This is a genomic window from Streptomyces sp. JW3 (assembly GCF_052216785.1).
Taxonomy (GTDB): domain Bacteria; phylum Actinomycetota; class Actinomycetes; order Streptomycetales; family Streptomycetaceae; genus Streptomyces.
The window spans coordinates 1-25,658 of the sequence record NZ_JBQOUX010000116.1; the positions used below are offsets into that span (position 1 = coordinate 1).

Genomic DNA, 25,658 nt, shown 5'->3' on the forward strand with positions numbered 1-25,658 from the left:
CCTCCGGACCCGGGGCCGGTGCGGCCCGTCGCCCGCGCGGCGCGTCCGCGACGCCGGGCCCGCCGACGGCGGACGGGGCGGCGGCGGACGGGGCCGGGGCGGAAGGGTTTGATGGGGCAGATCTACGGGGACCCGGTACCGACGGCTGCGGTGCGGAAGGGGTCAGTCGCAGTTCGTATTCGCCAGTGTGCGGGTTGAGTACCCACTGGTCTGCGGGGTCGATGTCGTCCGCCCGCCCACGGCCTTGCGCGTCCACGGTTGTCCGAATCCTCCGTCGGGGCCACGCGGCGCCTTTCCCCTCCAAGGCGCTCGGGTCTCTCGGTCGTTCAGGGCCCGACCCGAGAGGGAACTCGCGGTAGGGCACACCGGATCGCTCACACTAACCGCACCGTTGTGCCCGCGGCGACGCCGGTGACGTATTCCACGTCGCTTACAACCGGCAATCCGCACATAATCGCGAACCAGTGCTCAATGCTGTGTACGGCCTTGGAGTCCCCTTTACTCACACGGGTCCTCGGCGGCCGTGTTCCCGCGGAACGTCGGAGCCGGCGAAACACCGCCCGAAGGCTCGTCGGTGGGCCCGGCGGCGGGCCTTTTCCCGGACAATGCGTCGCCGAGTTCATACGCGCCGTAATCGTGGGGCGCCGCGCGGCCGGGACCGCCGGGGCCGGGGCGGCCGTCGTCCGGGCGGCGCGGCGCGGCGCCGGCCACCGTGACCGGCTCGTCGGTCCGCAGCCGGGTGAAGAGTTTCTGTGCCGCCGGCTCCACGAGTTGGTCGCGATTGGGGTTCTGGTCCCACGACCGGCGGGGCACCGTCAGGAATTGCACCCGTTCCGTGGGGATGTCGCGCAGCCCGCGCACGAGTTCGTACAAACCACGCAGATTCGCCAGCTCGGGGTCGGTGGTGAGGGCGGACGTGGCCGCGTTCAGCACCGGATACAGCTTCACCGGATTCAGCAGGACCCGATTGCTCTGCACCTTGTTGACGAGCGCGCCGAGGAACCGCTGCTGCCGCTCCATCCGGTCCGTGTCGCTGCCGTCCCCGAGCGACTTGCGGGCCCGGACGTAACCGAGCGCCTGCTCGCCGCTGAGCGTCACCCGGCCCGCGGGCAGCCGCAGCCGGGCCGCCTTGTCGGTGACCGGCGCGCGCAGGCACATCTCGACGCCGTCGACCGCGTCCACCATCTCCTTGAAACCGTGGAAGTCGACGACCACGTGATGGTCGATCCGGACGTGCGTCAGCTTCTCCACGGTCCGGATCGAGCAGGCCGAACCACCCACCTCGAAGGCGTAGTTGAACTGCGCGAAGGCCGGCACGGACCGGGACCCGTCCGGCCGGCGGCAACCGGGCACGTCGACCATCAGGTCGCGGGGCAGGGAGACGGCGGTGGCGCTGCGCCGGCCCGCCGACAGGTGCAGCAGCATCGCGGTGTCCGACCGCTCGGTGCCCGGGTCGCGCCCGTAGCGCGCGTTGTCCTTGCCGGACCGCGAGTCCGAGCCGATCAGCAGGATGTTCTGCGCGCCGCGCACCAGCGAGGTGGGGCGCTCCTTCTCGTACCGGGCCAGTTCGGCGGCGGCCGCCTCGTCGGGCGTGATGTTGCCGTTCAGCTTCGTGTACACGGTCCAGCCGATGCCCGCGGCGCCGGTCAGCGCGAGGACCGTGCCGAGCGCCGACCAGCGCAGCCACCGGCGCCGGCGGCGGCGCCGCAGCCCGCTCCCGGTCGCGGACGCCCCCGCGCCCGGCCCGAGGACGCCGTCGCCGTCCTCGGAGCCCCGTGCGGTGTCGGTCACCTCTGGCCACCCCTCCTGCCCCTGCTTGCCGCCGGCTGTCCCTACGACCATGGCCCGGATGCGGGGCGGGAGGGGGGTGGGGGTGCGCCGAACGGGGGAGGAGGGCCCGGTGCCTCAGCGGGCTGTGGCGGTGATGCGCTCTGTCTCGTCCCGCTGGTTCGGCGCGGATCAGGGGGTGTCGGGGGGCGAGGCCGGCTCAGCGGGCCGTCGCGGTGACGTGCTCCGCCTCGATCCGCCGGTCCAGCGCGTCGGCGGACAGCCGGTCCAGGTGCCGGCACAGCACCACCGAACCGCCCGTGGCCAACGGCCCGTACAACCCGGCGTTCAGCCCCTCCCACGTGTCGTACGGCAGCCCGGACAGCAGCCGCGTTCCCGGCCCCGTCAGCCCCAGCCCCGTCGCCTCCGCGCGCGCCCGCTCCACCACCTCGGCCCCGCTGAACTCCCGCCCCGCCACGATCAGCGCGGGCTCCTCCGGGTCCACCGGTGCGTACGGCACGAACCGGTCGCCCTGCCCCGGCACCTCCACCGCGTAGTCGGCGAAGCCCGCCGGCGGCTCGGGGAAGCGTCCGCCGAGCGGCCGCAGGGCGAGCGCGATCCGCGCCCCGGAGCAGGCCCGGGCGGCGGCCAGCGTCTGCGGGTCCGGCCCGCTGACCACGACGTCCGCGGCGGCCGGGTCGCCGCACACGTCGGCGACCACGCCGACCGACGCGCACGCCAGCAGCCACACCGCCGTCTGCCAGTGCGCGGGCAGCAGCAGCGCGACCCGGTCGCCGGGTTCGGCGGAGAGTTCGTCCTGGAGCAGGTTGGCGGTCTTGGCCACCCAATTGGCGAAGGTGGCCACGGACAGTTCGACACGTTCGCCGGTGGCGTCGTCGTAGAAGGTCACCAGGGGGCGTCCCGGGTCCGCGGCGAGCGCGGAACTCAGCAGGTCGGCAGGGGTGCGGTCGGTCGCGTTCACCCGGGCAAGCGTACGCGGGACGGGGGGCGGGCGGTGCCGGGCCGGGGTCCCGGCGGCCACCGGTTCGGGTGAACGCACCCCGGAGCCCGACAAGTTCCGAATGGACAGCTTTGTACCACCGTGTCCACGATCAGGGGCATGCATGGATTCCTCGCTTCCTCGATCGGTGTCACCTGCGCGGCGGCCCTCGCCCTGCCGCTCACCCCGCCCGCGGCGGCGGCCGTCCCCACCCCCGCTCCGGCAGCCGCCCCGGCGGTGCGCGCGGAGGCGTCCGGGTCCGGCAGCACCCGTTCGCTGCCGTTGCGGCCGCTGGCCCGGGACCGTGCCGCCGGCCCCGCCGAACAGGGCGTCACCCGCCGCGACGTACCGCCCTTCTCCCTGGTCGGCGTCGTCTGGGACGACCCGGACCGCGAACTGCACGGCAGCGTCCAGGTCCGGGTCCGCGACACCGGCGGCGGCGCCTGGTCCGACTGGCAGGACCTGGAGGCCCACAACGCCGACCACGGCTCCGACCCCGGCACCGCCGAGCGCGCCTCGGACCGGGTGCGCGGGGCGACCGCGCCGCTGTGGGTCGGGAACTCCAACGGTGTCGAACTGCGGGTCCGGGCGGACGACGACGACCCGTGGTACGGCCTGCCCGACGGCCTGCGCCTGGAACTCGTCGACCCCGGCACCGGCACGACCCCGGCGGAGGAGGCCGCCGGCACCGACCAGGCCACCCCCGAACCGGCCACCTACGCGCAGGCCAAGCCGTACGTCGGGCCGCGGCCCGGGATCGTGACGCGGCGCGGCTGGGGGGCGGACGAAGGGCTGCGGGAGAAGGGGTTCAAGTACACGAAGAAGGTCAAGGCGGCCTTCGTGCACCACTCGGCCACCGGCAACAACTACACCTGCGCGCAAGCCCCTTCGGTCATCCGCAGTATCTACCGCTATCACGTCCGGAGCATGGGCTGGCGGGACATCGGCTACAACTTCCTCATCGACAAGTGCGGGAAGATCTACGAGGGCCGGGCGGGCGGCGTGGCCAAGCCGGTGCTCGGCGCGCACACCCTCGGCTTCAACTCGAACAGCATGGGAATCGCCGTACTCGGCACGTACAGCACGAAGAAGCCCGCCGCGGCGGCGGTCCGCGCGATCGCCCGGCTGTCGGCGTGGAAGCTCGGGCTGTACGGCATGAATCCCCGCGGCAGGACATACCTGAAGTCCGGCGGTGGCAATCTCTACCGAAAAGGCAAGAACGTACGACTCAAGGTGATCTCGGGTCACCGGGACGGCTTCAACACGAGCTGCCCGGGAGCGCAGCTGTACAAGAAGCTCGGCACGGCCCGCTCGACCGCGGCCAAGTACCAGGGCCGCTGAGCGGGAGGAACTCTGCATACACTGACCGGCCGAAAGACAGTTCGGCCGGTCCCGGCAGGAAGCAGAGACGACAGGTGACAGAAGCGATCCTCCTGGTCGGCGGCAAGGGCACGCGGCTGCGCCCGCTCACGGTGCACACGCCGAAGCCGATGGTCAGGGCAGCGGGGGTGCCGTTCCTCACGCACCAGTTGGCGCGGGCGAAGGCGGCGGGGGTCGAGCACATCGTGCTCGCGACGAGCTATCTGGCGGAGGTGTTCGAGCCGTACTTCGGCGACGGTGCCGCGCTCGGGCTGCACATCGAGTACGTCACGGAGCAGGAGCCGCTCGGCACGGGCGGGGCGATCCGGAACGTGGCCTCGCGGCTGCGGTCGGGGCCGGACGAGCCGGTGCTGATCTTCAACGGGGACATCCTGACGGGGCTGGACATCGGGGCGCTGGTCCGCACCCACGAGACGACGGGCGCGGACGTCTCCCTGCACCTGACGAAGGTGACCGACCCCAGGGCGTACGGGCTGGTCCCGACGGACGCGGCGGGCCGGGTGCTGGCGTTCCTGGAGAAGCCGCAGACGCCGGAGGAGATCGTCACCGACCAGATCAACGCGGGGGCGTACGTCTTCCGGCGGTCGGTCATCGACACGATCCCGGCGGGCCGGCCGGTGTCGGTGGAGCGCGAGACGTTCCCGGAGCTGCTGGCGACGGGGGCGCACCTCCAGGGCATGGTCGACTCCACGTACTGGCTGGACCTCGGCACCCCGGCCGCGTTCGTCCGCGGTTCGGCGGATCTGGTGCTGGGGCGGGCGCCGTCCCCGGCGGTGCCGGGCCGCTGCGGCGACCGGCTGGTCCTGCCCACGGCATGGGTGGCGCCGGACGCCAAGCTGTCGGGCGGGACGGTGGTGGGCGAGGGGGCGTTCGTCGCGGAGGGCGCGCGGATCTTCGGCAGCACGATCCTGCCGGGCGCGGTGATCGAGCCGGGCGCGGTCGTCACGGACTCGCTCGTCGGCAACGGGGCCCGGGTCGGGCGGCGGTCGGTGGTCACCGGGACGGTGATCGGGGACGGCGCGGTGATCGGCGCGGACAACGAGCTGCGGGAGGGCGTGCGGGTGTGGTGCGACGCGCGCATTCCGGCGGGTGCGGTGCGGTTCTCTTCCGACCAGTGAGCCTGCGGCGGCCTGCGCGGGTGGGGTGGGGGTGCGCGTAGCGCCCACTCGTGGGGTGGTGGGTCGGGGCCGGGGCGGGGGGTGTCCGTCCTCGGAACGGCGCGAAATCGGTCTCCTACGGGGCTCACCCGGGTCGACGCGCCAACCGCTGCGGGCGAACACCCCCCACCCCATCCCCTTCCCGCCGCGGGCGAGCGCGCGTACGTACCCCGCTCGGCGGCGGCGGGGGCGGGCGGCAGGCGGCAGGCGGGGTACGGGGTACGGCGGGCGACCGCGCCCCGCGCAGCCGCGGACGGCGCGCGGCCACGTACCCGCGTGAGCGCGCCGCCGCGCACCCGCGCGACTGCGTACCCGCGCGACCGCGTACCCGCGCGACCGCGCCGCCGTGCGCCCGCGCCACCGGGTACCCGCGTCCCGCGGGCGGCGCGCAGCCGCATAGCCGCGGGCAGTCGTGCCTCCCCCAGAGGGGGGACCCCCAGGGGCGGCACGGGTGGGCGCGGCGGCTCCCCGTCGCGCCGGGCTGCGCTACCCCTTCTGTCAGCCGGCGGCTCCCCGTCGCGCCGGGCTGCGCTACCCCCTCTGTCAGCCGGCGGCACCCCGTCGCGCCGGACTGCGCCACCCCCTCCGTCAGCCGGCGGCACCCGGGCAGTGCCGGGTCACGGCACGGGTGGGGGGCGCCACCCGGCCGGCGCCGAGCCGCGCCCCCCACCCCGACGCCAGCCACAACCCCCGCACCGCCCAATCCCCCGACGTCACAACCCGGCAATACCCCGCGGAGCCATCCGCGGCCCCCGCCGCCCCGGCACCCTCCCGCTCAACAGAATCAACCGCGCCGCCCGATGCCGCTGCCCGGCATACGGCTCCAGCAGCCGCAACATCTCCGCATCGTCGGCCGACCGGTCCCCGCCCAGCGCGAACCCCACGATCCCCGGCAGATGCAGATCCCCCACCGTCACCTCGTCCGGCGCCCCATGACTGCGCTGCACCACCTCCGCCGACGTCCACGGCCCCACCCCCGGCACGACCTCCAGCCGGGCCCGCGCCGCCGTCGGCTCCATCCCGGCCGCCTCCTCCAGCCGAGCGGCGACCCGCACGGCCCGCAGAATCGTGGCCGCCCGCTTGTCGTCGACTCCGGCCCGGTGCCACTCCCAGGACGGGACCAGCGCCCACGTCCGCGCCGCCGGCATCACCCACATCCCCCCGGACCCGGACCCGGGTCCGGACCCCGGCACCGGCCCCGGCGCCGGCTCACCGAACCCCCGCACCAGCAGCCGCCACGCCTGGTACGCCTCCAGCGCCGTGACCTTCTGCTCCAGCACCGACGGGATCAACGACTCCAGCACCAGCCCGCTGCGGCCCAGCCGCAACCCCGGCCGCCGATGCCGGGTCACCGCCAGCAACCGGTGCCGCGGCACGAACGCGGACGGGTCGTCGTCGGCGCCCAGCATCCCCGGCAGCCGGTCCAGCAGCCACTCGGCGCCCGGACCCCACGCCTCGCCCCGCACCTCACCACCGCGCGCGGCGACCCGCAGCGTCCCTGGGCCGGCCGGCGTCCGGCTGGCCCGCCACACCGCCCCGTCCGGCGTCGTACGGAAGGTCGGATCGCCCGGCCCGCGGCGCAGCGGACCGAGTACCAGGCCGACGTCGAGCGGACCGTCGGGCACCCAGACCCGGACCTTCCCAGGACCGGGACCGGCGGCGCCCTGCGCGGGTACGGCGGACCGCCCGCCGCGTATCGGCGTACGCGCGGGGCGGGGAGCGAAACGTCCGGCCACGAATGATGTCCCTGGGGAAGGTGAGAGGTCCCTACGAGGGTAGGCGCTCGCGGCGGGCGAAACCGGTCATCGCGGTCATCGCACCTCGATGAAGGCCCCGGGCTCCCGCTCGGGGCGCGGGCGCGGCTCCTGCGCCGGATGCCCGACCGCCACCGCCCCCATCGGGTCCCAGCCGGCCGGCAGGTCCAGTACCTCGCGTACGACGTCCCGGCAGAACATCGTCGACGACACCCACGCCGAGCCCAGCCGCTCCCCGGCCAGCGCGACCAGCAGGTTCTGCACGCCCGCGCCGGTCGCCACCACGAACATCTCCCGCTCGGCCGCGTCCCGCCGCGCGTCCCCGTAGGTGTGCGAGCCGGCCATGACCAGACAGGGCACGACGAGGTACGGGGCACCGCGCAGCACGTCCCCGCGCCGCACCCGCTTGGCGATCGACTCCTCGCTCCTGCCGTCCCGCCGCAGGTCCGCGACCCACGCGTCCCGCATCGCGTCCAGGAGACGGGTGCGCGACCGCGCCGACTCCAGCAGGACGAACCGCCAGGGTGTGGTGTGGTGCGGCGCCGGGGCGGTGACCGCCGCGGCCACCGCGCGGCGCACCGCGCCCGGGTCGACGGGCTCGTCGGTGAACGCCCGTACGGTACGGCGCTGGGTGACCGCCTGCCGGACCGCCTCCGAGGTGCCCAGCCGGAACATGTCGTCGCGCGCCCCGCGGACCAGGGCGCGGGCGCCCTCGCCGGCGTCGTCGGCGTCGTCGTCGGTCAGGGTGTGCGGCAGGCCGCGGACCACCGCGACCGGCCGTCCGGTGGTCTTGCCCTTGACCAGGTCGCCCGCGGCGGCCAGCTCGTCGGCGGTGGCGACGACGGTGACGCCGAGCGGGTTGCCGTGCGTGTCCATGCCGCCGCGCAGGTCGTCCAGGACCCGGACGCCGGCCGCGCCGATCGCCACGTCGGTCAGCCCGGCGCGCCAGGGGCGGCCGAAGGTGTCGGTGACGACGACGCCGACCGTCACGCCGAGCGCGTCGCGCAGGCCCTCGCGGATCGCCCGCGCGGAGGCGTCCGGGTCCTCGGGGAGGAGCAGGACCGTGCCCGCCGGGGTGTTGGAGGCGTCCACGCCGGCCGCGGCCATGACCAGGCCCTGGCGGTTCTCGACGATGCGCAGCGTGCCGCGCCGGGCGACCACCCGTACCGTCTCCGCGTCGATCGCCGCCTCCCGGTCGGCCGCCCGCACGATGCGGCCCTCCGCCTTGGAGACGATCTTGGAGGTGACGAGCAGCACGTCCCCGTCGGCCAGGCCGGGCTCGGCGGCGGCGATCAGCTTGGCCAGTTCGTCGCCGCGCTGCACCTCCGGCAGGCCGGGCACGGCCCAGACCCGGTATCCGGTTCCGTCGCTCAAGCCGCCCGCACCTCCTCGGCCAGCTCCAGCGCCTCCCGGGCCATCTGCGCCGTGGTGTCGACGTCGGTCATCATCAGCGGGACGGCCTTGCAGAGGATGCCGGCCGCCTTCACGCGGGTGACCGAGTCCGCGTCGACCGTGTCGACCAGCCAGCCGTCGAGGAGGCCCGAGCCGTAGTGCTCGGCGACCGCGGCGGCGGTGGACTCCACGCCGAGGGCCGCGAGCACCTTGTCGGCCATGCCGCGCACCGGCGCGTCGCCGACGATGGGGGACAGACCCACCACCGGCACGCCCGCCTCCGCGATCGCCTCCCGGATGCCGGGCACCGCCAGGATCGTGCCGACCGAGACGACCGGGTTGGACGGCGGGAAGAGGATGACGTCGGCGTCGGCGATGGCCTCCAGGACCCCGGGGGCGGGCTTCGCCTGCTCGGCGCCGACCGGCACCACCGCCTCGGCGGGCACCGAGGCGCGCAGCCGTACCCAGTACTCCTGGAAGTGGATCGCCTTGCGCTCGCCGTCCAGCTCGACGGCCACATGCGTCTCCACGCGGTCGTCGGTCATCGGCAGCAGGCGTACGCCGGGCTGCCAGCGGTCGCAGAGGGCCTCGGTGACCGCGCTGAGCGGATAACCGGCGGTGATCATCTGGGTCCGCACGATGTGCGTGGCGAAGTCCCGGTCGCCCAGGCCGAACCACTCGGGGCCGGCGCCGTAGGCCGCGAGTTCCTCCTTCAGGTGGAAGGTCTCGTCGGTCCGCCCCCAGCCCTGCTCCTCGTTGATGCCGCCGCCGAGCGTGTACATCACCGTGTCGAGGTCCGGGCAGACCTTCAGCCCGAAGAGGTGGATGTCGTCCCCGGTGTTGCCGATGACCGTGATCTCCGCGTCCGGCGCGGCCCGCTTCAGACCGCGCAGGAACCGGGCACCACCGATGCCGCCTGCCAGAACCACAATGCGCATGCGCCCAGTCTTGCAGGCGGGTACGACAATGCGTCAGGCAGTCGCCGCGGCGGCCGTGCAGCGCGCCGTGTGCGTCGTCATCTCGGTCAGGCCCGGGTAGTAGACGTGCAGGCTGACGGCCGGCTCCAGGGTGTCGTTGATCACCTCGTGCACATAGCCCGGGGCGAACACCCGCTGGGCACCGGGCCGCAACGCGCGCGCGGCGCCCCGGGCGTGCTCGGTCAGGGTGCCGTCCAGGACGGTCAGCACCCCGGACGACGGGCCGTGGTCGTGCCGCCCGCTGCCCTGGCCGGGCACCCAGGACAGCAGCCACACCTCGTAGCCGGGGCCGGTGCGCAGCCGGTGGTACCAGCGCGAGACGGCGTCGTAGCGGACCAGGTGGGCCCATTGGGCGCGGTCGGCGGCGACCGCGCGGGCCAGGCCGGCGAACTCGGCCACCGTGGCCGGGTGCTCGCGCGGTGCTTGCAGCAGGTGCGGTACTTCGAGGATGTCGCCGGCGATCTGGAGGTCGCTGTCGCTGTTCATGGGTGCGGTGGTTCCTCGGCGGAAGAGTGCGGAGAGGACGGGAGCGCCCCGAAGGGGAAGAGGGCGTAGCCGGAGCGGTCGGCTCAACAGCTGGAACAGCGACAGCTACAGCGAGCGCGGGCAGCACCGTGGGACCCGGCGGGGCGGGTCGAGGTGAGTGCCAAGTTCGCGAGCATGCCCACAAGGACAGCGGTTCACACCCGCACTGTCAACTCGGCGCCCGATATGTGGGACATGGTTCACCTCATCCGGTTCACCTGGAAGATGAAAGGTTTGCTCACCCGCCTTCCAGGACACATGGCGCACAAGCCGGGCGCACAACCCCCGTTGCGATCTCGTGATCCGAATGTGATCAGGCTCGCTTCGGCGTGTGTGTCGGAACGAGATCGAACGTCGGGGCGTCCTCCTCCGTGACGGAGGTGCCGACCCCGTGGGCCCTGTCAGTGTGTCGAGGTTTATCCCGATTTGAACACTTTCCGCTTGGGCTTGGTTCCGCAGAGTGAATAAGGGGCCCAATAGCAGATCTCGGCTTGACTCGCCCGGAGCAGCACACTTGTAATTTCACTCGTGTCGTTCAGCCGGAATCGGTAACGGCCACATCACGGGGACGCGAAGACAGACGAGGGGCGCACATGACCGAGACGGTGCAGCAACTGCTGGTCGACGACGCGGACGAGGAACTCGGCTGGCAGGAGCGCGCGCTGTGCGCCCAGACCGACCCCGAGTCCTTCTTTCCCGAGAAGGGCGGCTCCACCCGGGAGGCCAAGAAGGTCTGCCTCGCCTGCGAGGTGCGCTCCGAGTGCCTCGAATACGCCCTCGCCAACGACGAGCGGTTCGGCATCTGGGGCGGCCTGTCCGAGCGGGAGCGGCGCCGGCTGAAGAAGGCGGCGGTCTGACGGACCACCGGGTGTTTCCCGGGGACTTACGGTACGAACGGCCCGTCGCGGGTGGGTTGTCCACAGGCGGCGGGCCGTCCTCATGCCCAGCCGATAGTGTGGGCGCTCGTCCGAGACGCCCGCCCGACACACCGGGCACCGGCGTCCACCGCAGTCCACCGAACCGGGGCCCGTACCTCGATGTCCGTGCACAGCCACCCGGCAGCCGATCACGACACCGCTGCCACACCCGAGTTCCCGCGTCATGTGGTGACCGCGGTGCTCGTCTCCCACGACGGCGCCCGCTGGCTGCCCGACGCGCTGTCCGGCCTGCTCGGCCAGGAACGGCCCGTGCAGTACGCCGTCGCCGCCGACACCGGAAGCGCCGACGCGTCCGCCGAGTTGGTCACCGAGGCGCTCGGCGACGACCGGGTCCTGCACCTGGCCCGGCGCACCGGCTTCGGCCAGGCCGTCGAGGAGGCCGCCCGCACCGCCCCCGTCCTCACCCCGGACGACCTGCCGTACCTGAAGCGCCCCAGCGGCTGGGACCCCGTCACCCGCACCTGGCGCGACGACGCCTACGACCTGCCGGACCTCCCCCACGGCGAGCCCGTGCACTGGCTGTGGCTGCTGCACGACGACTGCTCCCCCGAACCCGACGCGCTGGCCCAGCTGCTGCGCGTCGTGGACACCGAGTACGGACTCGGCCGCGAGGACGTCGCCGTCGTCGGCCCCAAACTCCGCGGCTGGTACGACCGCCGGCAACTGCTGGAGGTCGGCGTCTCCATCGCCAACTCCGGCCGCCGCTGGACCGGCCTGGACCGGCGCGAACAGGACCAGGGACAGCACGACCACGTGCGTACCGTCCTGTCGGTCTCCACCGCCGGCATGCTGGTGCGCCGCGACGTCTTCGAGGCGCTCGGCGGCTTCGACCGGCGGCTGCCCCTGATGCGCGACGACGTCGACCTGTGCTGGCGCGCCCACGCCGCCGGGCACCGCGTCCTGGTCGCCCCCGAGGCGGTCGTACGGCACGCCGAGGCGGCCTCCCGGGAGCGCCGCGCCGTCGACTGCGCCGGGCGCACCACCGCCTCCCCGCACAAGGTCGACAAGGCCGGCGCCGTCCACACCCTGCTCGTCAACACCCGCACCGCCGCCCTGCCCTGGACGCTGTTCCGCATCCTCCTCGGCACCGTCCTGCGCACCCTCGCCTACCTCGTCGGCAAGGTCCCCGGGCAGGCCCTGGACGAGATCCGCGGCCTGCTCAGCGTGCTGCTGCGGCCCGAACGCGTGCTGGCCGGACGGCGGGACAGAGGCCGCCCGGAGATCGACAAGGACGAACTGCGCCCGCTGTTCCCGCCGCCGGGCGCCACCGTCCGGGCCACCGTCGAACAGGCCGCGGGCAGTTTCGCCGGCCGCTCCGACCCGGAGGTCACCTCGGGCGCCGGCCGGCACGGCGGCGCCGTCGAGTCCGGACCCGGCGGCGACGACGCCGACTTCCTGGAGATCGAGCAGTTCGCCCGCCTCAAGCGCATCGCCCGCAAACCCGGCCCGGTGCTCTTCCTGGTCCTGCTGCTGGTCTCGCTGGCCGCCTGCCGCGCCCTGCTCGGCGCCGACGCGCTGGCCGGCGGCGCGCTGCTGCCCGCCCCGGACGGCGCGAGCGACCTCTGGGCGCGCTACGCCGACTCCTGGCACGCGGTGGGCGCCGGCGGCACCGCCTCCGCACCGCCCTACCTGGCGATCGTCGCCCTGTTCGGCTCCATGCTGTTCGGCTCGACCGGACTCGCCGTCACCCTGCTGATGGTCTGCTCGGTCCCGCTGGCCGGCGGCACCGCGTACTTCGCCTCCCGCCCGCTGGTCACCTCCCGGCTGCTGCGCGCCTGGGCGGCGGTCGTCTACGCCCTGCTGCCCGCCGTCACCGGCGCCCTGGCCGGCGGCCGCATCGGCACCGCCGTGCTCGCCGTCCTGCTGCCGCTGATCGCCCGCGCGGGCGTCGCCGCGGCCGGCCTGACCCGCCCCGGCGGCGGCCGCGGCACCTGGCGCGCCACCTGGGCCTACGCCCTGCTGCTGACCATCACCACCGCCTTCACGCCGATCGTGTGGCCCCTGGCGCTGCTCCTCGGCCTCGGCGTCCTGATCCTGCGCCGGGGCGAGCTCACCGCCTACGGCCCGCGCTTCCTGGCCCAGCTCGGCACCCCGCTGCTGGTGCTCGCCCCCTGGTCGCTGTCGCTGCTGCCGTTCGGCTTCTTCCAGGAGGCCGGCCTGGAGTACGGCGCCTCGGCCGCCTCCGCGCTCGACCTGCTCGGCGCCAGCCCCGGCGGCGCCGGAGCGGCCGGCGGACTGCTGTTCCTGGGCATCGTGCTGGCCGCGCTGGCCGCCCTGCTGCGCTCCGAGCGGCAACTGGGCATCCGGACGGCCTGGGCGGCCGCGCTGGCCGGCCTGGTCCTCGCCGTGCTGTCCAACGGCTCGGCCTGGGCCGGGCCGGCCACTCTCGTCTACGGCATCGCCCTGCTGTCCGCCGCCGCCCTCGGCGCGGACGGGGCCCGCTCGCGGGTCGCCGAGCAGAGCTTCGGCTGGCGCCAGCCGGTCGCCGTACTGATCGCGCTGGCCGCCGCCGTCGGACCGCTGATCGCCGCCGCGAGCTGGGTGATCGGCGGCGCCGACGGCCCACTGGAGCGACGCGATCCCGTCCAGGTGCCCGCGTTCGTCGCCGAGGAGAGCGGCGGCCGCGACCAGGCCCGCACCCTGGTCCTGGACAGCGACTCCGCCGCCCACGTCCGCTACACCCTGGTGCGCGGTTCCGGCGCCCGCCTCGGCGACGCCGAACTGACCGCCGCCGACGGCGCCGACAGCGGCCTCGGCAAGGTCGTCGCCAACCTCGTCGCCGGGTCCGGCGCCGACCAGGCCGACCAGCTCGGCGGCTACGCCGTGCGCTACGTCCTCGTACACAAGGGAGCGCCCCGGGAGGTCACCCGCGTCCTGGACGCCACCCCGGGCCTGAGCCGGCTCAGCCAGCAGGACGGCATCGGCCTGTGGCGCATCGACCAGGAGGTCGCCCGGGCCACCGTGGTCAGCGGCTCCAAGGCCGCCGAGCCGGTCGCCGCCGGGCCGGTGGAGATCCACACCACCCTCAAGGCCGGTGCCGACGGACGCGTCCTGCGCCTCGCCGACACCGCCGACGCCGGCTGGACCGCCACCCTGGACGGCGAGCCGCTGACCCGCACCACGGTCGACGGCTGGGCGCAGGGCTTCGAACTCCCCGCCGCGGGCGGCGAGCTGGACGTCACCTACGACCAGCCGCTCACCCGCACCGCCTGGCTGTGGGCGCAGGGCCTGCTCGCCGTCGTCCTGGTCGTCCTCGCCCTGCCCGGCCGGCGCCGCGACGTCGACGACGACCTGCCCGACGAACCGCTCGTCCCGGCCGAGGCCGTGGCCGGCGAGGGCCGCCGGGCCCGCCGCCTGCGCGCCCAGGCCGAGGCGGACGCGGAGACCGAGACGGAGCCGGGAACGGAGGCGGAGGTGGAACAGCCGGTTGTGGAACAGCCGGTGCCCGAAGCCGGGGAGAACACCGAGAGCCCCGTGCGGGTCCCCCGCCAGCAGTCCTACGACGACTGGCCCGCGGACACCGGGAACGGCACGTACGACGCCTATGCCGCCCCCCAGCAGCAGGAGCAGTACCCGGCCGACGAGTACGGGCAGGTGCCCCAGCCGTACCCGGCGGGCGGCTACCAGGAGGCCGGCTACCCGCAAGGCGAGTACCAGGGCGGCCCGTACGACCCGTATGCCTACGGCGGCGCGGAGACCTACGAACAGGGCTACGGACAGCGGTACGCGCCGCAGCCCGGCCAGGACTACGAACAGCCGCACGAGCAGCCGCACGAGCAGCCGTATGACCAGCAGTACGACCAGCAGTACGACCAGACGTACGGACAGGGCTACGACCAGGCCGGATACGAGACGCCGTACGACCCGGCACAGCCGCCCCCGCAGCACGGCCCGGGCAGCGAGCGTCCCGACGGGAGTCAGCAGTGAAGCGCACCACCTTGTCCCTCTTCGCCGGCACCGCCGCGCTCGCCGCCGTCACCGGGTTCGCGGTGGTCTCCGCCCCGGACACCACCGGCACCGACCCGGCCGGCTCGGCCGCCCTGCTGCCCGTCGAGCGCACCGGCCTGACCTGCCCGGCGCCCAGCGACTCCGACCTCGCCGAGACGACGTACACGTCCTTCACGCCGGTCACCAAGGGCGCCGAGAGCGACGGCGAGGCCGAGCTGACGGCCGCCGGGACGGGGACCGGCAAGCAGGACGACAAGGCCGTACTGAAGCCCGAGAAGCCCGGCACGCCGGTCACCGGCGACGTCTCCGGCGGTGACGCGCCCGCCCTGATCGGCACGGCGGAGGGGCGGTTCGCACCCGGCTGGACCGTGCAGCAGACCACGGAGGTCGCGGTCGGCACCGGCCGCGGACTCCTCGGCGTCAACTGCACCCAGGCGGACACCGAGTTCTGGTTCCCCGGCGCCAGCACGGACCCGGGCCGCACCGACTACGTCCACCTGACCAACCCGGACGACTCGGCCGCCGTGGTCGACATCGAGCTGTACGGCGCGGACGGCGCCGTCAAGTCGACGGTGGGGGAGGGCATCACGGTCAAGCCGCACGCCAGTGAGGCGGTCCTGCTGTCCACGCTCAGCGACGACGCGCAGTCCGACCTCACCGTGCACGTCGGCGTGCGCAGCGGCCGGGTCGGTGCCGCGGTGCAGGCCCTGCACGACAAGCTCGGCGGCGACTGGCTCGCCGCGTCCGCCGACCCGGCGGGCAGCCTGGTGCTGCCGGGCATCCCCGCGGACGCCGAGGACGTCCGGCTGGTGGTGTTCGCCCCCGGCGACAGCGACGCCGACGTCAAGGTGCAGCTCGCCTCCCCGTCCGGCCTGATCACCCCCGCCGGGCACGAGACGGTACGGGTGAAGGGCGGCATGACGACCGCCGTCGACCTCGCCGACGTCACCCGCGGCGAGGCCGGCTCGCTGGTGCTGACGCCCACCGACCGGTCCGTTCCGATCGTCGCGGCGGCCCGCGTGGTGCGCGGCAAGAACTCCGGCCAGGAGACGGCGTTCATCCCCGCCACCAGCCCGATCGACACCCGCGCGACCGCGGTGGACAACCGCGCCAAGGGCACCACGCTCTCCGTCACCGCCCCCAAGGCCGCCGCCGAGGTCAAGGTCACGGCGTCGGCGGGCAGCGAGGGCGGCACCGAGGCGACGAAGACGTACACCATCAAGGCCGGCACCACCCAGGACGTCGAGATCCCGGTCCCCGAGGGCCTGAAGGGCAGCTACGCCCTGACCGTCGAGCCGGTGTCGGGCGGACCGGTGTACGCGGCCCGGGCGCTGACGGCGACGGCGGACGGCGTCTCGGCCTTCACCGTGCAGACCCTCCCGGACGACCGGGGGACGGTCTCGGTGCCGACGGCGGAGGAGGACCTGTCGGTCCTCCAGGAGTGAGGGGCGCTCAGTCCTCGCCGTACCGCGGGTCGACCGTCTCCGGCGTCAGCCCCAGCAGGTCGGCGACCTGCTCGACCACCACCTCGTGCACCAGCATGGCCCGCTCGTCCCGGCCCTTGGTACGGATCTCGACCGGCCGCCGGTACACCACCACCCGGGCCCGCCGGCCGTCCCGCGCGGGCACCGTGCGGCCCAGCGGCACCGCCTCGTCGCTCCACGCCTCGCCGCCCCCGTCCGGCTGCGGCACCTCCAGGACGAGGAAATCGATGTCGGCGAGCTGCGGCCAGCGTCGCTCCAGCCGTTCCACCGAGTCCTGCACCAGGTCCGCGAACGCGTCGGCGCGGCTCGCGGCCAGCGGTACCTGCGGGGGCGCGATCGGGCCGCGCATGCCCCGGCCGTGGCGGTCACGGCGGCGGGGGCCGGGGGCGGCGTCGCGGGGCGTCACGGGGTTGTCCATCACCGGTGAAGGGTAGTCCTCGCGGGCTCCGGGCGGCGGGCTCCACACCGGATGCCAGAACGCCCGGAGCGGACTGCGGGCCCGCCGGGAGCCGGCCGGGGAGGACCGATCAAGCCAAGGCCGGGGCTCGATTCCGTATCTCTCCGGTACCGGGGAGGTGGGGTGATTGGTGTGGTTTGGGTGGGATCATGGCCGGCGTCCGGTCCGCGCGGCCGCCCTGCGGAGCGGTGTCCGCGCAGGTCAGCGCGGTGGGTTCGGAGGGGCATGTGGGGCGTTTCACACCGCGACACGGTGGAGTGACCGGGCGGGGAGTCGTCGCGGCCCGCTCAAGAGTGCGGTACCGTCCAACGTCGTGAGCCCTGTACGTCGCTGTTCGCGCACCGCTTGCGGCCGTCCCGCCGTAGCGACGCTGACGTACGTCTACGCCGACTCGACCGCCGTCCTCGGCCCGCTCGCCACCTATGCCGAACCGCACTGCTACGACCTGTGCGCCGAGCACTCCGAGCGGCTCACCGCCCCGCGCGGCTGGGAGGTCGTCCGGCTCCTCGACGGCTCCGCCCCGGCCCGCCCCAGCGGCGACGACCTGGAGGCGCTGGCCAACGCGGTGCGCGAGGCGGCCCGGCCCCAGGAGCGGGCCGCGCAGGCCGGCGGAGCCCGCTCGGCCGACCCGATGGAGGTCGCCCGCCGCGGCCACCTGCGGGTCCTGCGGTCCCCGGACAACTGAGCCGCCCCCCTCCGAGGCAACTGAACAGCCCTCCCGCCGACTTGTTGCCGCACAGCCATTGACGCGGTGTTGTCGCGGACACGACCATTCCGTCCCAGTGACCCATCGGCGAGAAATCGCTTTCGCATGGCGGAACCGGGGAGGCGCCCGTGTACGTCCAGGAACTCGAGCCCGTGGCCGACTCCCTCGGCCTGTCCGCCCTGGTCGCGGCGCTGCCCCTGGTGATCGTCCTCGTCCTGCTCGGCGGCGTGCGGATGAAGGCGCACCTGGCGGGCCTCACGGGCCTGCTGGCAGCCGTCCTGGTGGCCTGGCTCGCGTACGGCATGCCGCTCGGCCAGACCCTCTCCAGCGGCGTCCAGGGCGCCGTCTTCGGCCTCTTCCCCATCCTGTGGATCGTGGTCAACGCCCTGTGGGTGTACCGGATGACCGTCCGCACCCGGCACTTCGACATCCTGCGCCGGTCCTTCGGCCGCCTCTCCGACGACCCGCGCATCCAGGCGCTCGTCGTCGCCTTCTGCTTCGGCGCCCTCCTGGAGGCACTCGCCGGGTTCGGGGCGCCGGTCGCCATCTGCTCGGTCATGCTGGTGGCGCTCGGCTTCGACCCCGTCCGCGCGGCCGTCGTCGCCCTGGTCGCCAACACCGCGCCGGTCGCTTTCGGCGCGATGGGCACCCCGGTGGTGACCCTCGCCCAGGTGACCGGCCTGCCCCTGGACGACGTCGCCTCCGTGGTGGGTCGGCAGACCCCGCTGCTGGCCCTCGTCGTCCCCCTGGTGCTGGTCTTCCTGGTGGACGGCCGGCGCGGACTGCGCGAGACCTGGGTGCCCGCCCTGGCCTGCGGAGTGGCCTTCGCCGTCGCCCAGTTCGCCGCCTCTAACTACCTCTCCGCCCAGCTCGCCGACATCGGCGCCGCCCTCGCCGGGGCGGCCGCCCTGGTCGCCGTGCCGCAGGCCCGCAGACCCGCCGCCGAACCCGTCCGCGCCGCCGTCCTGACCGGCGTACGCAGCGAGGAACTCGACCAACGCGACCCCGCGCGGGAGGTCGTCCGGGCCTACGCCCCCTACACGCTGATCATCGTGATCTTCTCCGTCGCGCAGATCCCGGCCGTCAAGGACTGGCTGGCGGGCGCGACCCAGACGTACGACTGGCCGTTCCTGGACGTGGTCTCCCCGGACGGCGAACGGGCCGGCGGCAACGTCTTCACCTGGCCGGTCGTCGCCACCGGCGGCACCCTGGTGCTCCTCGCCGGAGTGGCCACCGCCTTCGTCCTCGGCGTGCACGCGCGCGTGGTGGTCAAGGAATGGCTCGCCACCGTCCACGAACTGCGCTTCGCCATCCTCACCGTGACCTCCGTCCTGGCCCTCGCCTACGTCATGAACCTCTCCGGACAGGCCGCCACCATCGGCCACTTCGTCGCGGCGGCCGGCGCCGGACTCGCCTTCCTCTCCCCGGTGCTTGGCTGGTTCGGTGTGGCCGTCTCCGGCTCCGACACCTCCGCCAACGCCCTGTTCGGCGCCCTCCAGGTCACCGCCGCGCGGGAGTCGGGCCTCTCGCCCGAACTGCTCGCCGCCGCCAACAGCTCCGGCGGCGTCCTCGGCAAGATGATCTCCCCGCAGAACCTCACCATCGCCTGCGCCGCCGTCGGCCTGGCCGGCCGCGAGGGCGACCTGCTGCGCAAGGTGCTGCCCTGGAGCCTCGGCCTGCTGCTGGTGATGTGCCTGATCGTGGTCGGCCAGTCGTCGCCGGTCCTGGGATGGATGCTGCCCTGAGGACGGGACCTCGACGGATCCTGGCGGGGGGTGGCCCGAGGGCGGGACTGCGGGACTGTCAGTGGTCCGGGGTAGTTTGTGACCACTGACACGACTGTGTGCCGACCGGACTTGGTGCCGAACGGACTGTGGGGAAGGCTGGCCCGTGACTGCTGATCTGTCCGATCTGTCGCAGCTCGTCAAGGCGTACGACGTACGCGGAGTGGTCCCGGACCAGTGGGACGAGACGGCCGCCGAGCTGTTCGGCGCCGCCTTCGTCCGGACCACCGGCGCGAGCGCGATCGTGACCGGCCACGACATGCGCCCCTCCTCCCCGTCGCTGTCCGGCGCCTTCGCGCGCGGCGCGGCGGGACAGGGCGCCGACGTCACCGAGATCGGCCTGTGCTCCACCGACCAGCTCTACTACGCCTCCGGCGCGCTGGACCTGCCGGGCGCCATGTTCACCGCCTCGCACAACCCGGCCCGCTACAACGGCATCAAGCTGTGCCGCGCGGGCGCCGCCCCGGTCGGCCAGGACACCGGCCTCACCGAGATCCGCGCGCTGGTGGAGGGCTGGGCCGCGACGGGCGCCCCCGAACCGGCCGCGCGTCAGGGCACCGTCACCCGCCGCGACACGCTGGCCGACTACGCGGCCCACCTGCGCTCCCTCGTCGACCTCGCCTCCATCCGCCCCCTGAAGGTCGTCGTCGACGCGGGCAACGGCATGGGCGGCCACACCGTCCCGTCCGTCTTCGCCGGCCTCCCCCTCGACCTGGTGCCGATGTACTTCGACCTGGACGGCACCTTCCCCAACCACGAGGCCAACCCCCTCGACCCGGCCAACCTCGTCGACCTCCAGCAGCGCGTCCGCGAGGAGGGCGCCGACCTGGGCCTCGCCTTCGACGGCGACGCCGACCGCTGCTTCGTCGTCGACGAGCACGGCGCCCCGGTCTCCCCGTCGGCGATCACCGCCCTGGTCGCCGTCCGCGAACTGGCCCGGCACGGCGGCCGGGGCACGGTCATCCACAACCTGATCACGTCCTGGTCCGTCCCGGAGGTCGTCCGCGAGCACGGCGGCAGCCCGGTCCGCACCCGCGTGGGCCACTCCTTCATCAAGGCCGAGATGGCCCGCACCGGCGCGATCTTCGGCGGCGAGCACTCCGCGCACTACTACTTCCGCGACTTCTGGAACGCGGACACGGGCATGCTGGCCGCCCTCCACGTGCTGGCCGCCCTCGGCGGTCAGCAGGGCCCGCTGTCCACCCTGGTCGCCGCCTACGACCGCTACACCGGCTCCGGCGAGATCAACTCCACGGTCGCCGACCAGACGGCCCGGCTGGCCGCGATCAGGGCCGCCTACGCGGACCGCGACGACGTCACCCTCGACGAACTGGACGGCCTGACCGTCACCGCCCCCGACTGGTGGTTCAACGTCCGCCCCTCCAACACCGAACCCCTCCTCCGTCTGAACGCGGAGGCCCGCGACGAGGTGACGATGACGAAGATCAGGGACGAGGCGCTGGCGATCATCAGGGGCTGAGTTTCTCCCTTCGTGACTTCCGAGTGCGGGGCGCCGGGCGGTGGTGGGCACAGGCCCGGGGGTCCAGGGGGCGGAGCCCCCCTGGCGACGGGACCGTCCCGCCGCCCGCCCCCGCTCCGGCGGTACCCTGACCAGCACATCCACCCACAGCCCCGAAGGAACGACCTCATGCCACTGGAAGCCGGCCTCCTGGAAATCCTCGCCTGCCCGGCCTGCCACGCCCCCCTCGAAGAGCAGGACGCGGAGCTGATCTGCACCGGCGAGGCCTGCGGCCTCGTCTACCCCGTGCGCGACGACATCCCCGTCCTCCTCATCGACGAGGCCCGCCGCCCCGAGTAGCCGGCCCGCCCGGACACCGGCCCCCGCGACCTGAACACTCCGGCGATCGGAGCCTGCCGCCATGCTCGACGAAACGCTGCTCGACAACCCCCAGGGCCTCGCCGCCGCCGACCATCGGGGCCTGCTCCGCGGCGCCGCCGAAGCCGGCGCCCGGGTCCGGACCGCCGCCCGGCTCACCGCCGAGGCCGGCCTCTCCCAGCTCAAACCTGACGGCCGCCCCCGCGCCGTCCTCATCGCCGGCCCCGGCGCCGCCGCCACCCACGCCGCCGACCTCCTAGGCACCCTGGCCGGCCCCGGCAGCCCCGTCACCCGCCTCGCCCCCAGCGGCGTGGCCCCCGCCGCGGGCGCCCTGCGCTGGGACCTGCCCGGCTGGGCCGGCTCCGTGGACCTGCTGCTCATCGCCACCCCCGACGGCGCCGAACCCGGCCTGGCGCTGCTCGCCGAGGCGGCCTACCGACGCGGCTGCGCGGTCGTCGCCGTAGCCCCGCCCCGCTCCCCGCTCAGCGAGACGGTCACCGGCTCCCTCGGCCTGTTCCTCCCCATGGCCACCGCCCCCTACGACCAGGAAGAACCCCTGGCCGGGGCCGCCCCCGGCGTCCTGTGGGCGCTGCTCACCCCCCTCCTCGCCCTGCTGGACCGGGTCGGCCTGCTCACCGCCCCGCCCGACGCCCTGGAACAGGTCGCCGACCGCCTCGACCAGGTCGCCGAACGCTGCGGACCCGCCGTCGCGACGTACGGCAATCCCGCCAAGACCCTCGCGGCCGAACTCGCCGAATCCCTCCCGGTCATCTGGACCGAGGGCACCTCCGCCGGCCCCGCGGGCCGCCGCTTCGCCGCCGCGCTCGCCGAACTGGCCGGCACCCCGGCCGTCGTGGCCGAACTGCCCGAGGCGCTCGCCGCGCACAGCGTGCTGCTGGCCGGCCGGCTCGCCGCCGGCGCCGACCCCGACGACTTCTTCCGCGACCGTGTCGAGGAGCCGTCCGCCCTGCACGCGCGCGTGGTCCTGCTGCGCGACCGCCCGATCGGCGGCCTCACCGCCGCCCCCACCGCCCGCGACCTGGCCCTCGGCCACGACACTCCGATCAGCGAACTGGAACCGGAGTCCGGCGGCGAACTGGAGACCCTCGCCGAACTGATCGCCATCACGGATTTCGCCGCCGTTTACCTGGCGCTCGCCTCCGGCGCCTGATCTCGTAGGCGAACCTTCCGCTGAAGCAGCAAGACCGGCAGAGAGAGCCCACGCAACGCCATGGACCGCCTCGACAACACCGTCCGCCCCTACGCCTGGGGTTCCACCACCGCGATCCCGGCCCTGCTCGGCACCGCCCCGACCGGCGAGCCCCAGGCCGAGATGTGGATGGGCGCCCACCCCGGCGCCCCCTCCCGCACCGCCCGCGGCACCCTCGACGAGGTCGTCGCGGCCGCCCCCGAGCGGGAACTGGGCACCGCCGCCGTCGCCGCATTCGGCCCCCGGCTGCCCTTCCTCCTCAAGATCCTCGCGGCCGGCGCCCCGCTCTCCCTCCAGGTCCACCCCGACCTCGACCAGGCCCGGCACGGCTACGCGGACGAGGAGCGCCGCGGCATCCCGGCCGACGCCCCGCACCGCAACTACAAGGACGCCAACCACAAGCCCGAACTGATCTGCGCCCTCACCGAGTTCGACGGCCTGTGCGGCTTCCGCGCCCCGGAAGAGGCCGCCGCCCTCCTCGACGGCCTCGGCGTCCCCTCCCTCAAGCCGTACGCCGACCTGCTGCGCGCCCACCCCGAGGACGCCGCCCTGCGCGAGGTCCTCACCGCCGTCCTCACCGCCGACCCGGACGACATGTCCCGCACGGTCACCGAGACCGCCGCCGCCTGCGCCCGCCTCGGCGGCGCCTACGCGCCTTACGCCGACATCGCCCACCACTACCCCGGCGACCCCGGCGTCCTCGCCGCGCTGCTCCTCAACCACGTCCGGCTCCAGCCCGGCGAGGCCCTCTACCTCGGCGCCGGCGTCCCGCACGCCTACCTCAGCGGCCTCGGCGTCGAGATCATGGCCAATTCCGACAACGTCCTGCGCTGCGGCCTGACCCCCAAGCACGTCGACGTCCCCGAACTCCTGCGCATCGTCCGCTTCCAGGCCACCGGTCCCGGCGTACTGCGCCCCGAGGCGTCCCCCGACGGCGAGGAGGTCTACGAGACCCCCATCGACGAGTTCCGCCTCTCCCGCTACGTCCTCGCCGACGGCACCGCCCCCCACGACCTCACCCGCCCCGCCCCGCAGATCCTGCTCTGCACGGCGGGCACCGTCCGTACGGGCGACCAGGAACTGGCCCCCGGCGCGTCCGTCTACGTCCCGGCGGGCGAAAAGGCCGAAGTGTCCGGTACGGGCACGGTCTTCCGGGCCACCGTCCGCATCTGACGCGAACACAGCAGCCCGGCCCGCGGGATCCCCGCCCGGCCGGGCTGCAACAATGGCCCACCGCAAAGGAAGGGCAAAGCCGGGCACCGGCCGAGCCCCCGGGCGGCCCGCGCGGGCAGACGGCACGCGTAGGCGGACGAAGGCGAAGGGACAACGCGACACATGAGCGCGTCAGGCGGAACCAAGGCGATCGTGGCGGCACTGGGCGCCAACCTGGCCATCGCGGTATCGAAATTCGTGGCGTTCCTCTTCAGCGGCTCGTCGTCGATGCTCGCGGAATCGGTGCACTCGCTCGCGGACTCGGGCAACCAGGCACTGCTCCTGCTCGGCGGCAAGCGCGCCCAGCGCGCGGCCACCCCGCAACACCCCTTCGGCTACGGCCGGGAACGCTACATCTACGCCTTCCTCGTCTCCATCGTCCTCTTCTCGGTCGGCGGCATGTTCGCCCTCTACGAGGGCTACGAGAAGATCAAGCACCCGCACGAGCTGGAGCACTGGTACTGGCCGGTGGGCGTCCTGGTCTTCGCGATCATCGCCGAGGGCTTCTCCTTCCGGACCGCCATCAAGGAGTCCAACACCCTGCGCGGCAAGCAGTCCTGGACCGAGTTCGTCCGCCGGGCCAAGGCGCCCGAACTGCCGGTCGTCCTCCTGGAGGACTTCGGCGCGCTCGTCGGTCTCGTCCTCGCCCTCGGCGGCGTCGGCCTCGCCCTGCTCACCGGTGACGGCGTCTGGGACGGCGTCGGCACCCTGTGCATCGGCGTCCTGCTCATCCTGATCGCGCTCGTCCTGGCCGCCGAGACCAAGTCCCTGCTGCTCGGCGAGGCGGCCGGCACCGAGGCGGTCGAGAAGATCGAGGCCGCGATCGTCGCCGGCGACACCGTCACCGGCATCATCCACATGCGCACCCTCCACCTCGGCCCCGAGGAACTCCTCGTCGCCGCCAAGATCGCCGTCCGCCACGACGGCACCGCCACCGAGATCGCCGCCGCCATCGACGCCGCCGAGGCCCGTATCCGCGAGGCCGTCCCGATCGCCCGCGTGATCTACCTGGAACCGGACATCTACCGCGCCGCCGAAGCCGCCAAGGGCCCCGACCGCGAAGCCACCCCCGGCGGCCCCAGCACCTCACCCGCCGGTCACTGACCCACCCGCCCACTCCCCGTGGCCCGTCGGCACCCCCGGCGGGCCACTTTCCGTGATCGGCCGGAAGTGTGCGGAGGCGGGCTGGGGACGGCGGGGGCCACCGGTGTAGCTTGGGACGGAGCCAGACGTCGCTGCTGATGGCGGTCGGGCGGCCCGACACGGGCCGGCCGAGGGAGAGAGGGCCTCCGACGGACTGCGCTGCGCACACGCGGGCATGCCTGTGTCCTCTTCGGGGCACCCCTGTGTCCGCCGCCGCGCAGATCAGCCGTACCCACCTCGACCCGAACCCGAGGAGCAGCTCGTAATGACGACTGTCGACAACCGGCAGGACTTCAAGGTCGCCGACCTCTCCCTGGCCGCCTTCGGCCGCAAGGAGATCACCCTCGCCGAGCACGAGATGCCCGGCCTCATGGCGATCCGCGAGGAGTACGCCGAGGCCCAGCCCCTCGCCGGCGCCCGCGTCACCGGCTCCCTGCACATGACCGTGCAGACCGCCGTACTCATCGAGACCCTGGTCGCCCTCGGCGCCCAGGTCCGCTGGGCCTCCTGCAACATCTTCTCCACCCAGGACCACGCGGCCGCCGCCATCGCCGTCGGTCCGAACGGCACCCCCGACAACCCCCAGGGCATCCCGGTCTACGCCTGGAAGGGCGAGACGCTCGAGGAGTACTGGTGGTGCACCGAGCAGGCACTGACCTGGCCGGACAGCCCCACCGGCGGCCCCAACATGATCCTGGACGACGGCGGCGACGCCACCCTCCTGGTCCATCAGGGCGTCCAGTACGAGAAGGACGGCAAGGTCCCCTCGCCCGACACCGCCGAGAACGACGAGCACCGCGTCATCCTCGAACTCCTCAACCGCACCATCACCGACGGCTCCCAGAAGTGGACCCAGCTGGCGTCGGAGATCCGGGGTGTCACCGAGGAGACGACGACCGGTGTGCACCGGCTGTACGAGATGCAGCGGGACGGCACTCTCCTGTTCCCGGCGATCAACGTCAATGACGCGGTCACCAAGTCGAAGTT

Annotated in this window: 20 protein-coding genes and 1 pseudogene; 13 read left to right on the forward strand and 8 right to left on the reverse strand. The window is 74.0% G+C overall.

Annotated features, from left to right (window positions below; translation table 11 throughout):
• The 3 genes and pseudogenes from ACTT8P_RS32095 to ACTT8P_RS32105 form a co-directional block, all read right to left on the reverse strand.
• A pseudogene (locus tag ACTT8P_RS32095) lies at nucleotides 1-256 on the reverse strand (LCP family protein); the annotation flags it as partial.
• Nucleotides 257-498: 242 nt separating this feature from the next.
• Nucleotides 499-1,791: an LCP family protein gene (locus ACTT8P_RS32100; RefSeq protein WP_442835299.1), complete on the reverse strand. Its 1,293-nt coding sequence runs from the start codon at nucleotides 1,789-1,791 to the stop codon at nucleotides 499-501.
• 196 nt (nucleotides 1,792-1,987) lie between these two features.
• Nucleotides 1,988-2,749, reverse strand: coding sequence for a TIGR03089 family protein (locus ACTT8P_RS32105; RefSeq protein ID WP_442835300.1), 762 nt, complete (start codon nucleotides 2,747-2,749; stop codon nucleotides 1,988-1,990).
• Nucleotides 2,750-2,887: 138 nt separating this feature from the next.
• On the opposite strand from ACTT8P_RS32105, the gene ACTT8P_RS32110 reads away from it, so the two are divergent.
• Both ACTT8P_RS32110 and ACTT8P_RS32115 read left to right on the forward strand, forming a co-directional pair.
• Nucleotides 2,888-4,108, forward strand: a complete 1,221-nt coding sequence (locus ACTT8P_RS32110) for a peptidoglycan recognition protein family protein (RefSeq protein ID WP_442835301.1) — start codon at nucleotides 2,888-2,890, stop codon at nucleotides 4,106-4,108.
• Nucleotides 4,109-4,182: 74 nt separating this feature from the next.
• On the forward strand, nucleotides 4,183-5,265 hold the full coding sequence (locus ACTT8P_RS32115; protein ID WP_442835302.1) for a sugar phosphate nucleotidyltransferase: 1,083 nt from the start codon (nucleotides 4,183-4,185) through the stop codon (nucleotides 5,263-5,265).
• Between the two features lie 752 nt (nucleotides 5,266-6,017).
• On the opposite strand, the gene ACTT8P_RS32120 is transcribed toward ACTT8P_RS32115, so the two are convergent.
• The 4 genes from ACTT8P_RS32120 to ACTT8P_RS32135 form a co-directional block, all read right to left on the reverse strand.
• The gene (locus ACTT8P_RS32120; protein WP_442835303.1) at nucleotides 6,018-7,040 is read right to left on the reverse strand and encodes a DNA-3-methyladenine glycosylase family protein; all 1,023 of its coding nucleotides are present in this window, start codon (nucleotides 7,038-7,040) and stop codon (nucleotides 6,018-6,020) included.
• Nucleotides 7,041-7,115: 75 nt separating this feature from the next.
• Nucleotides 7,116-8,432 carry a coenzyme F420-0:L-glutamate ligase gene (locus tag ACTT8P_RS32125; RefSeq protein ID WP_442835304.1) on the reverse strand — a complete coding sequence of 439 codons (1,317 nt, stop codon included), beginning with the start codon at nucleotides 8,430-8,432 and terminating at the stop codon, nucleotides 7,116-7,118.
• On the reverse strand, nucleotides 8,429-9,388 hold the full coding sequence (cofD, locus tag ACTT8P_RS32130) for a 2-phospho-L-lactate transferase (protein ID WP_442835305.1): 960 nt from the start codon (nucleotides 9,386-9,388) through the stop codon (nucleotides 8,429-8,431). The genes ACTT8P_RS32125 and cofD overlap by 4 nt, the downstream gene beginning before the upstream one ends.
• 33 nt (nucleotides 9,389-9,421) lie before the next feature.
• Nucleotides 9,422-9,913, reverse strand: a complete 492-nt coding sequence (locus ACTT8P_RS32135; RefSeq protein WP_442835306.1) for a cysteine dioxygenase — start codon at nucleotides 9,911-9,913, stop codon at nucleotides 9,422-9,424.
• Nucleotides 9,914-10,545: 632 nt separating this feature from the next.
• Between ACTT8P_RS32135 and ACTT8P_RS32140 the strand changes: the two genes are divergently transcribed.
• The 3 genes from ACTT8P_RS32140 to ACTT8P_RS32150 all read left to right on the forward strand — a co-directional run bounded on the left by ACTT8P_RS32140 (nucleotide 10,546) and on the right by ACTT8P_RS32150 (nucleotide 16,283).
• A complete protein-coding gene (locus ACTT8P_RS32140; protein WP_010034659.1) occupies nucleotides 10,546-10,809 on the forward strand; it encodes a WhiB family transcriptional regulator in 264 nt (87 codons plus the stop codon).
• A 180-nt stretch (nucleotides 10,810-10,989) separates the two neighbouring features.
• Nucleotides 10,990-14,817, forward strand: a complete 3,828-nt coding sequence (locus ACTT8P_RS32145) for a glycosyltransferase (protein ID WP_442835307.1) — start codon at nucleotides 10,990-10,992, stop codon at nucleotides 14,815-14,817.
• Nucleotides 14,814-16,283, forward strand: coding sequence for a DUF5719 family protein (locus ACTT8P_RS32150; protein ID WP_442835308.1), 1,470 nt, complete (start codon nucleotides 14,814-14,816; stop codon nucleotides 16,281-16,283). Before ACTT8P_RS32145 ends, ACTT8P_RS32150 begins: the two co-directional genes overlap by 4 nt.
• 7 nt (nucleotides 16,284-16,290) lie before the next feature.
• On the opposite strand, the gene ACTT8P_RS32155 is transcribed toward ACTT8P_RS32150, so the two are convergent.
• Nucleotides 16,291-16,740 (reverse strand): metallopeptidase family protein, encoded by a 450-nt coding sequence (locus ACTT8P_RS32155; protein ID WP_361157179.1) that lies wholly within the window; start codon nucleotides 16,738-16,740, stop codon nucleotides 16,291-16,293.
• A gap of 352 nt (nucleotides 16,741-17,092) precedes the next feature.
• On the opposite strand from ACTT8P_RS32155, the gene ACTT8P_RS32160 reads away from it, so the two are divergent.
• The 8 genes from ACTT8P_RS32160 to ACTT8P_RS32195 form a co-directional block, all read left to right on the forward strand.
• On the forward strand, nucleotides 17,093-17,464 hold the full coding sequence (locus ACTT8P_RS32160) for a DUF3499 domain-containing protein (RefSeq protein WP_442835309.1): 372 nt from the start codon (nucleotides 17,093-17,095) through the stop codon (nucleotides 17,462-17,464).
• Nucleotides 17,465-17,613: 149 nt separating this feature from the next.
• A complete protein-coding gene (locus tag ACTT8P_RS32165) occupies nucleotides 17,614-19,230 on the forward strand; it encodes an L-lactate permease (RefSeq protein WP_442835310.1) in 1,617 nt (538 codons plus the stop codon).
• A gap of 145 nt (nucleotides 19,231-19,375) precedes the next feature.
• Nucleotides 19,376-20,749 (forward strand): phosphomannomutase/phosphoglucomutase, encoded by a 1,374-nt coding sequence (locus ACTT8P_RS32170; protein WP_442835311.1) that lies wholly within the window; start codon nucleotides 19,376-19,378, stop codon nucleotides 20,747-20,749.
• A 168-nt stretch (nucleotides 20,750-20,917) separates the two neighbouring features.
• Nucleotides 20,918-21,088 carry a Trm112 family protein gene (locus ACTT8P_RS32175; protein WP_442835312.1) on the forward strand — a complete coding sequence of 57 codons (171 nt, stop codon included), beginning with the start codon at nucleotides 20,918-20,920 and terminating at the stop codon, nucleotides 21,086-21,088.
• Nucleotides 21,089-21,149: 61 nt separating this feature from the next.
• On the forward strand, nucleotides 21,150-22,277 hold the full coding sequence (locus ACTT8P_RS32180; RefSeq protein ID WP_442835313.1) for an SIS domain-containing protein: 1,128 nt from the start codon (nucleotides 21,150-21,152) through the stop codon (nucleotides 22,275-22,277).
• Nucleotides 22,278-22,337: 60 nt separating this feature from the next.
• Complete coding sequence (manA, locus tag ACTT8P_RS32185) at nucleotides 22,338-23,489, forward strand: mannose-6-phosphate isomerase, class I (protein ID WP_442835314.1); 1,152 nt, start codon at nucleotides 22,338-22,340, stop codon at nucleotides 23,487-23,489.
• 162 nt (nucleotides 23,490-23,651) lie between these two features.
• The gene (locus ACTT8P_RS32190) at nucleotides 23,652-24,632 is read left to right on the forward strand and encodes a cation diffusion facilitator family transporter (protein ID WP_442835315.1); all 981 of its coding nucleotides are present in this window, start codon (nucleotides 23,652-23,654) and stop codon (nucleotides 24,630-24,632) included.
• A gap of 304 nt (nucleotides 24,633-24,936) precedes the next feature.
• The coding region (locus ACTT8P_RS32195) for an adenosylhomocysteinase (protein ID WP_442835316.1) at nucleotides 24,937-25,658 on the forward strand (722 nt) is incomplete at its 3' end.

What these genes read in the sequence shown, in the direction of transcription:
- ACTT8P_RS32180 (WP_442835313.1), top strand. Translation starts at nt 21,150, where the DNA reads ATGCTCGACGAAACGCTGCTCGACAACCCCCAGGGCCTCGCCGCCGCC.
- ACTT8P_RS32140 (WP_010034659.1), top strand. Translation starts at nt 10,546, where the DNA reads ATGACCGAGACGGTGCAGCAACTGCTGGTCGACGACGCGGACGAGGAA.
- ACTT8P_RS32175 (WP_442835312.1), top strand. Translation starts at nt 20,918, where the DNA reads ATGCCACTGGAAGCCGGCCTCCTGGAAATCCTCGCCTGCCCGGCCTGC.
- ACTT8P_RS32190 (WP_442835315.1), top strand. Translation starts at nt 23,652, where the DNA reads ATGAGCGCGTCAGGCGGAACCAAGGCGATCGTGGCGGCACTGGGCGCC.
- cofD (WP_442835305.1), bottom strand. Translation starts at nt 9,388, where the DNA reads ATGCGCATTGTGGTTCTGGCAGGCGGCATCGGTGGTGCCCGGTTCCTG.
- ACTT8P_RS32145 (WP_442835307.1), top strand. Translation starts at nt 10,990, where the DNA reads ATGTCCGTGCACAGCCACCCGGCAGCCGATCACGACACCGCTGCCACA.
- ACTT8P_RS32155 (WP_361157179.1), bottom strand. Translation starts at nt 16,740, where the DNA reads ATGGACAACCCCGTGACGCCCCGCGACGCCGCCCCCGGCCCCCGCCGC.
- manA (WP_442835314.1), top strand. Translation starts at nt 22,338, where the DNA reads ATGGACCGCCTCGACAACACCGTCCGCCCCTACGCCTGGGGTTCCACC.
- ACTT8P_RS32110 (WP_442835301.1), top strand. Translation starts at nt 2,888, where the DNA reads ATGCATGGATTCCTCGCTTCCTCGATCGGTGTCACCTGCGCGGCGGCC.
- ACTT8P_RS32135 (WP_442835306.1), bottom strand. Translation starts at nt 9,913, where the DNA reads ATGAACAGCGACAGCGACCTCCAGATCGCCGGCGACATCCTCGAAGTA.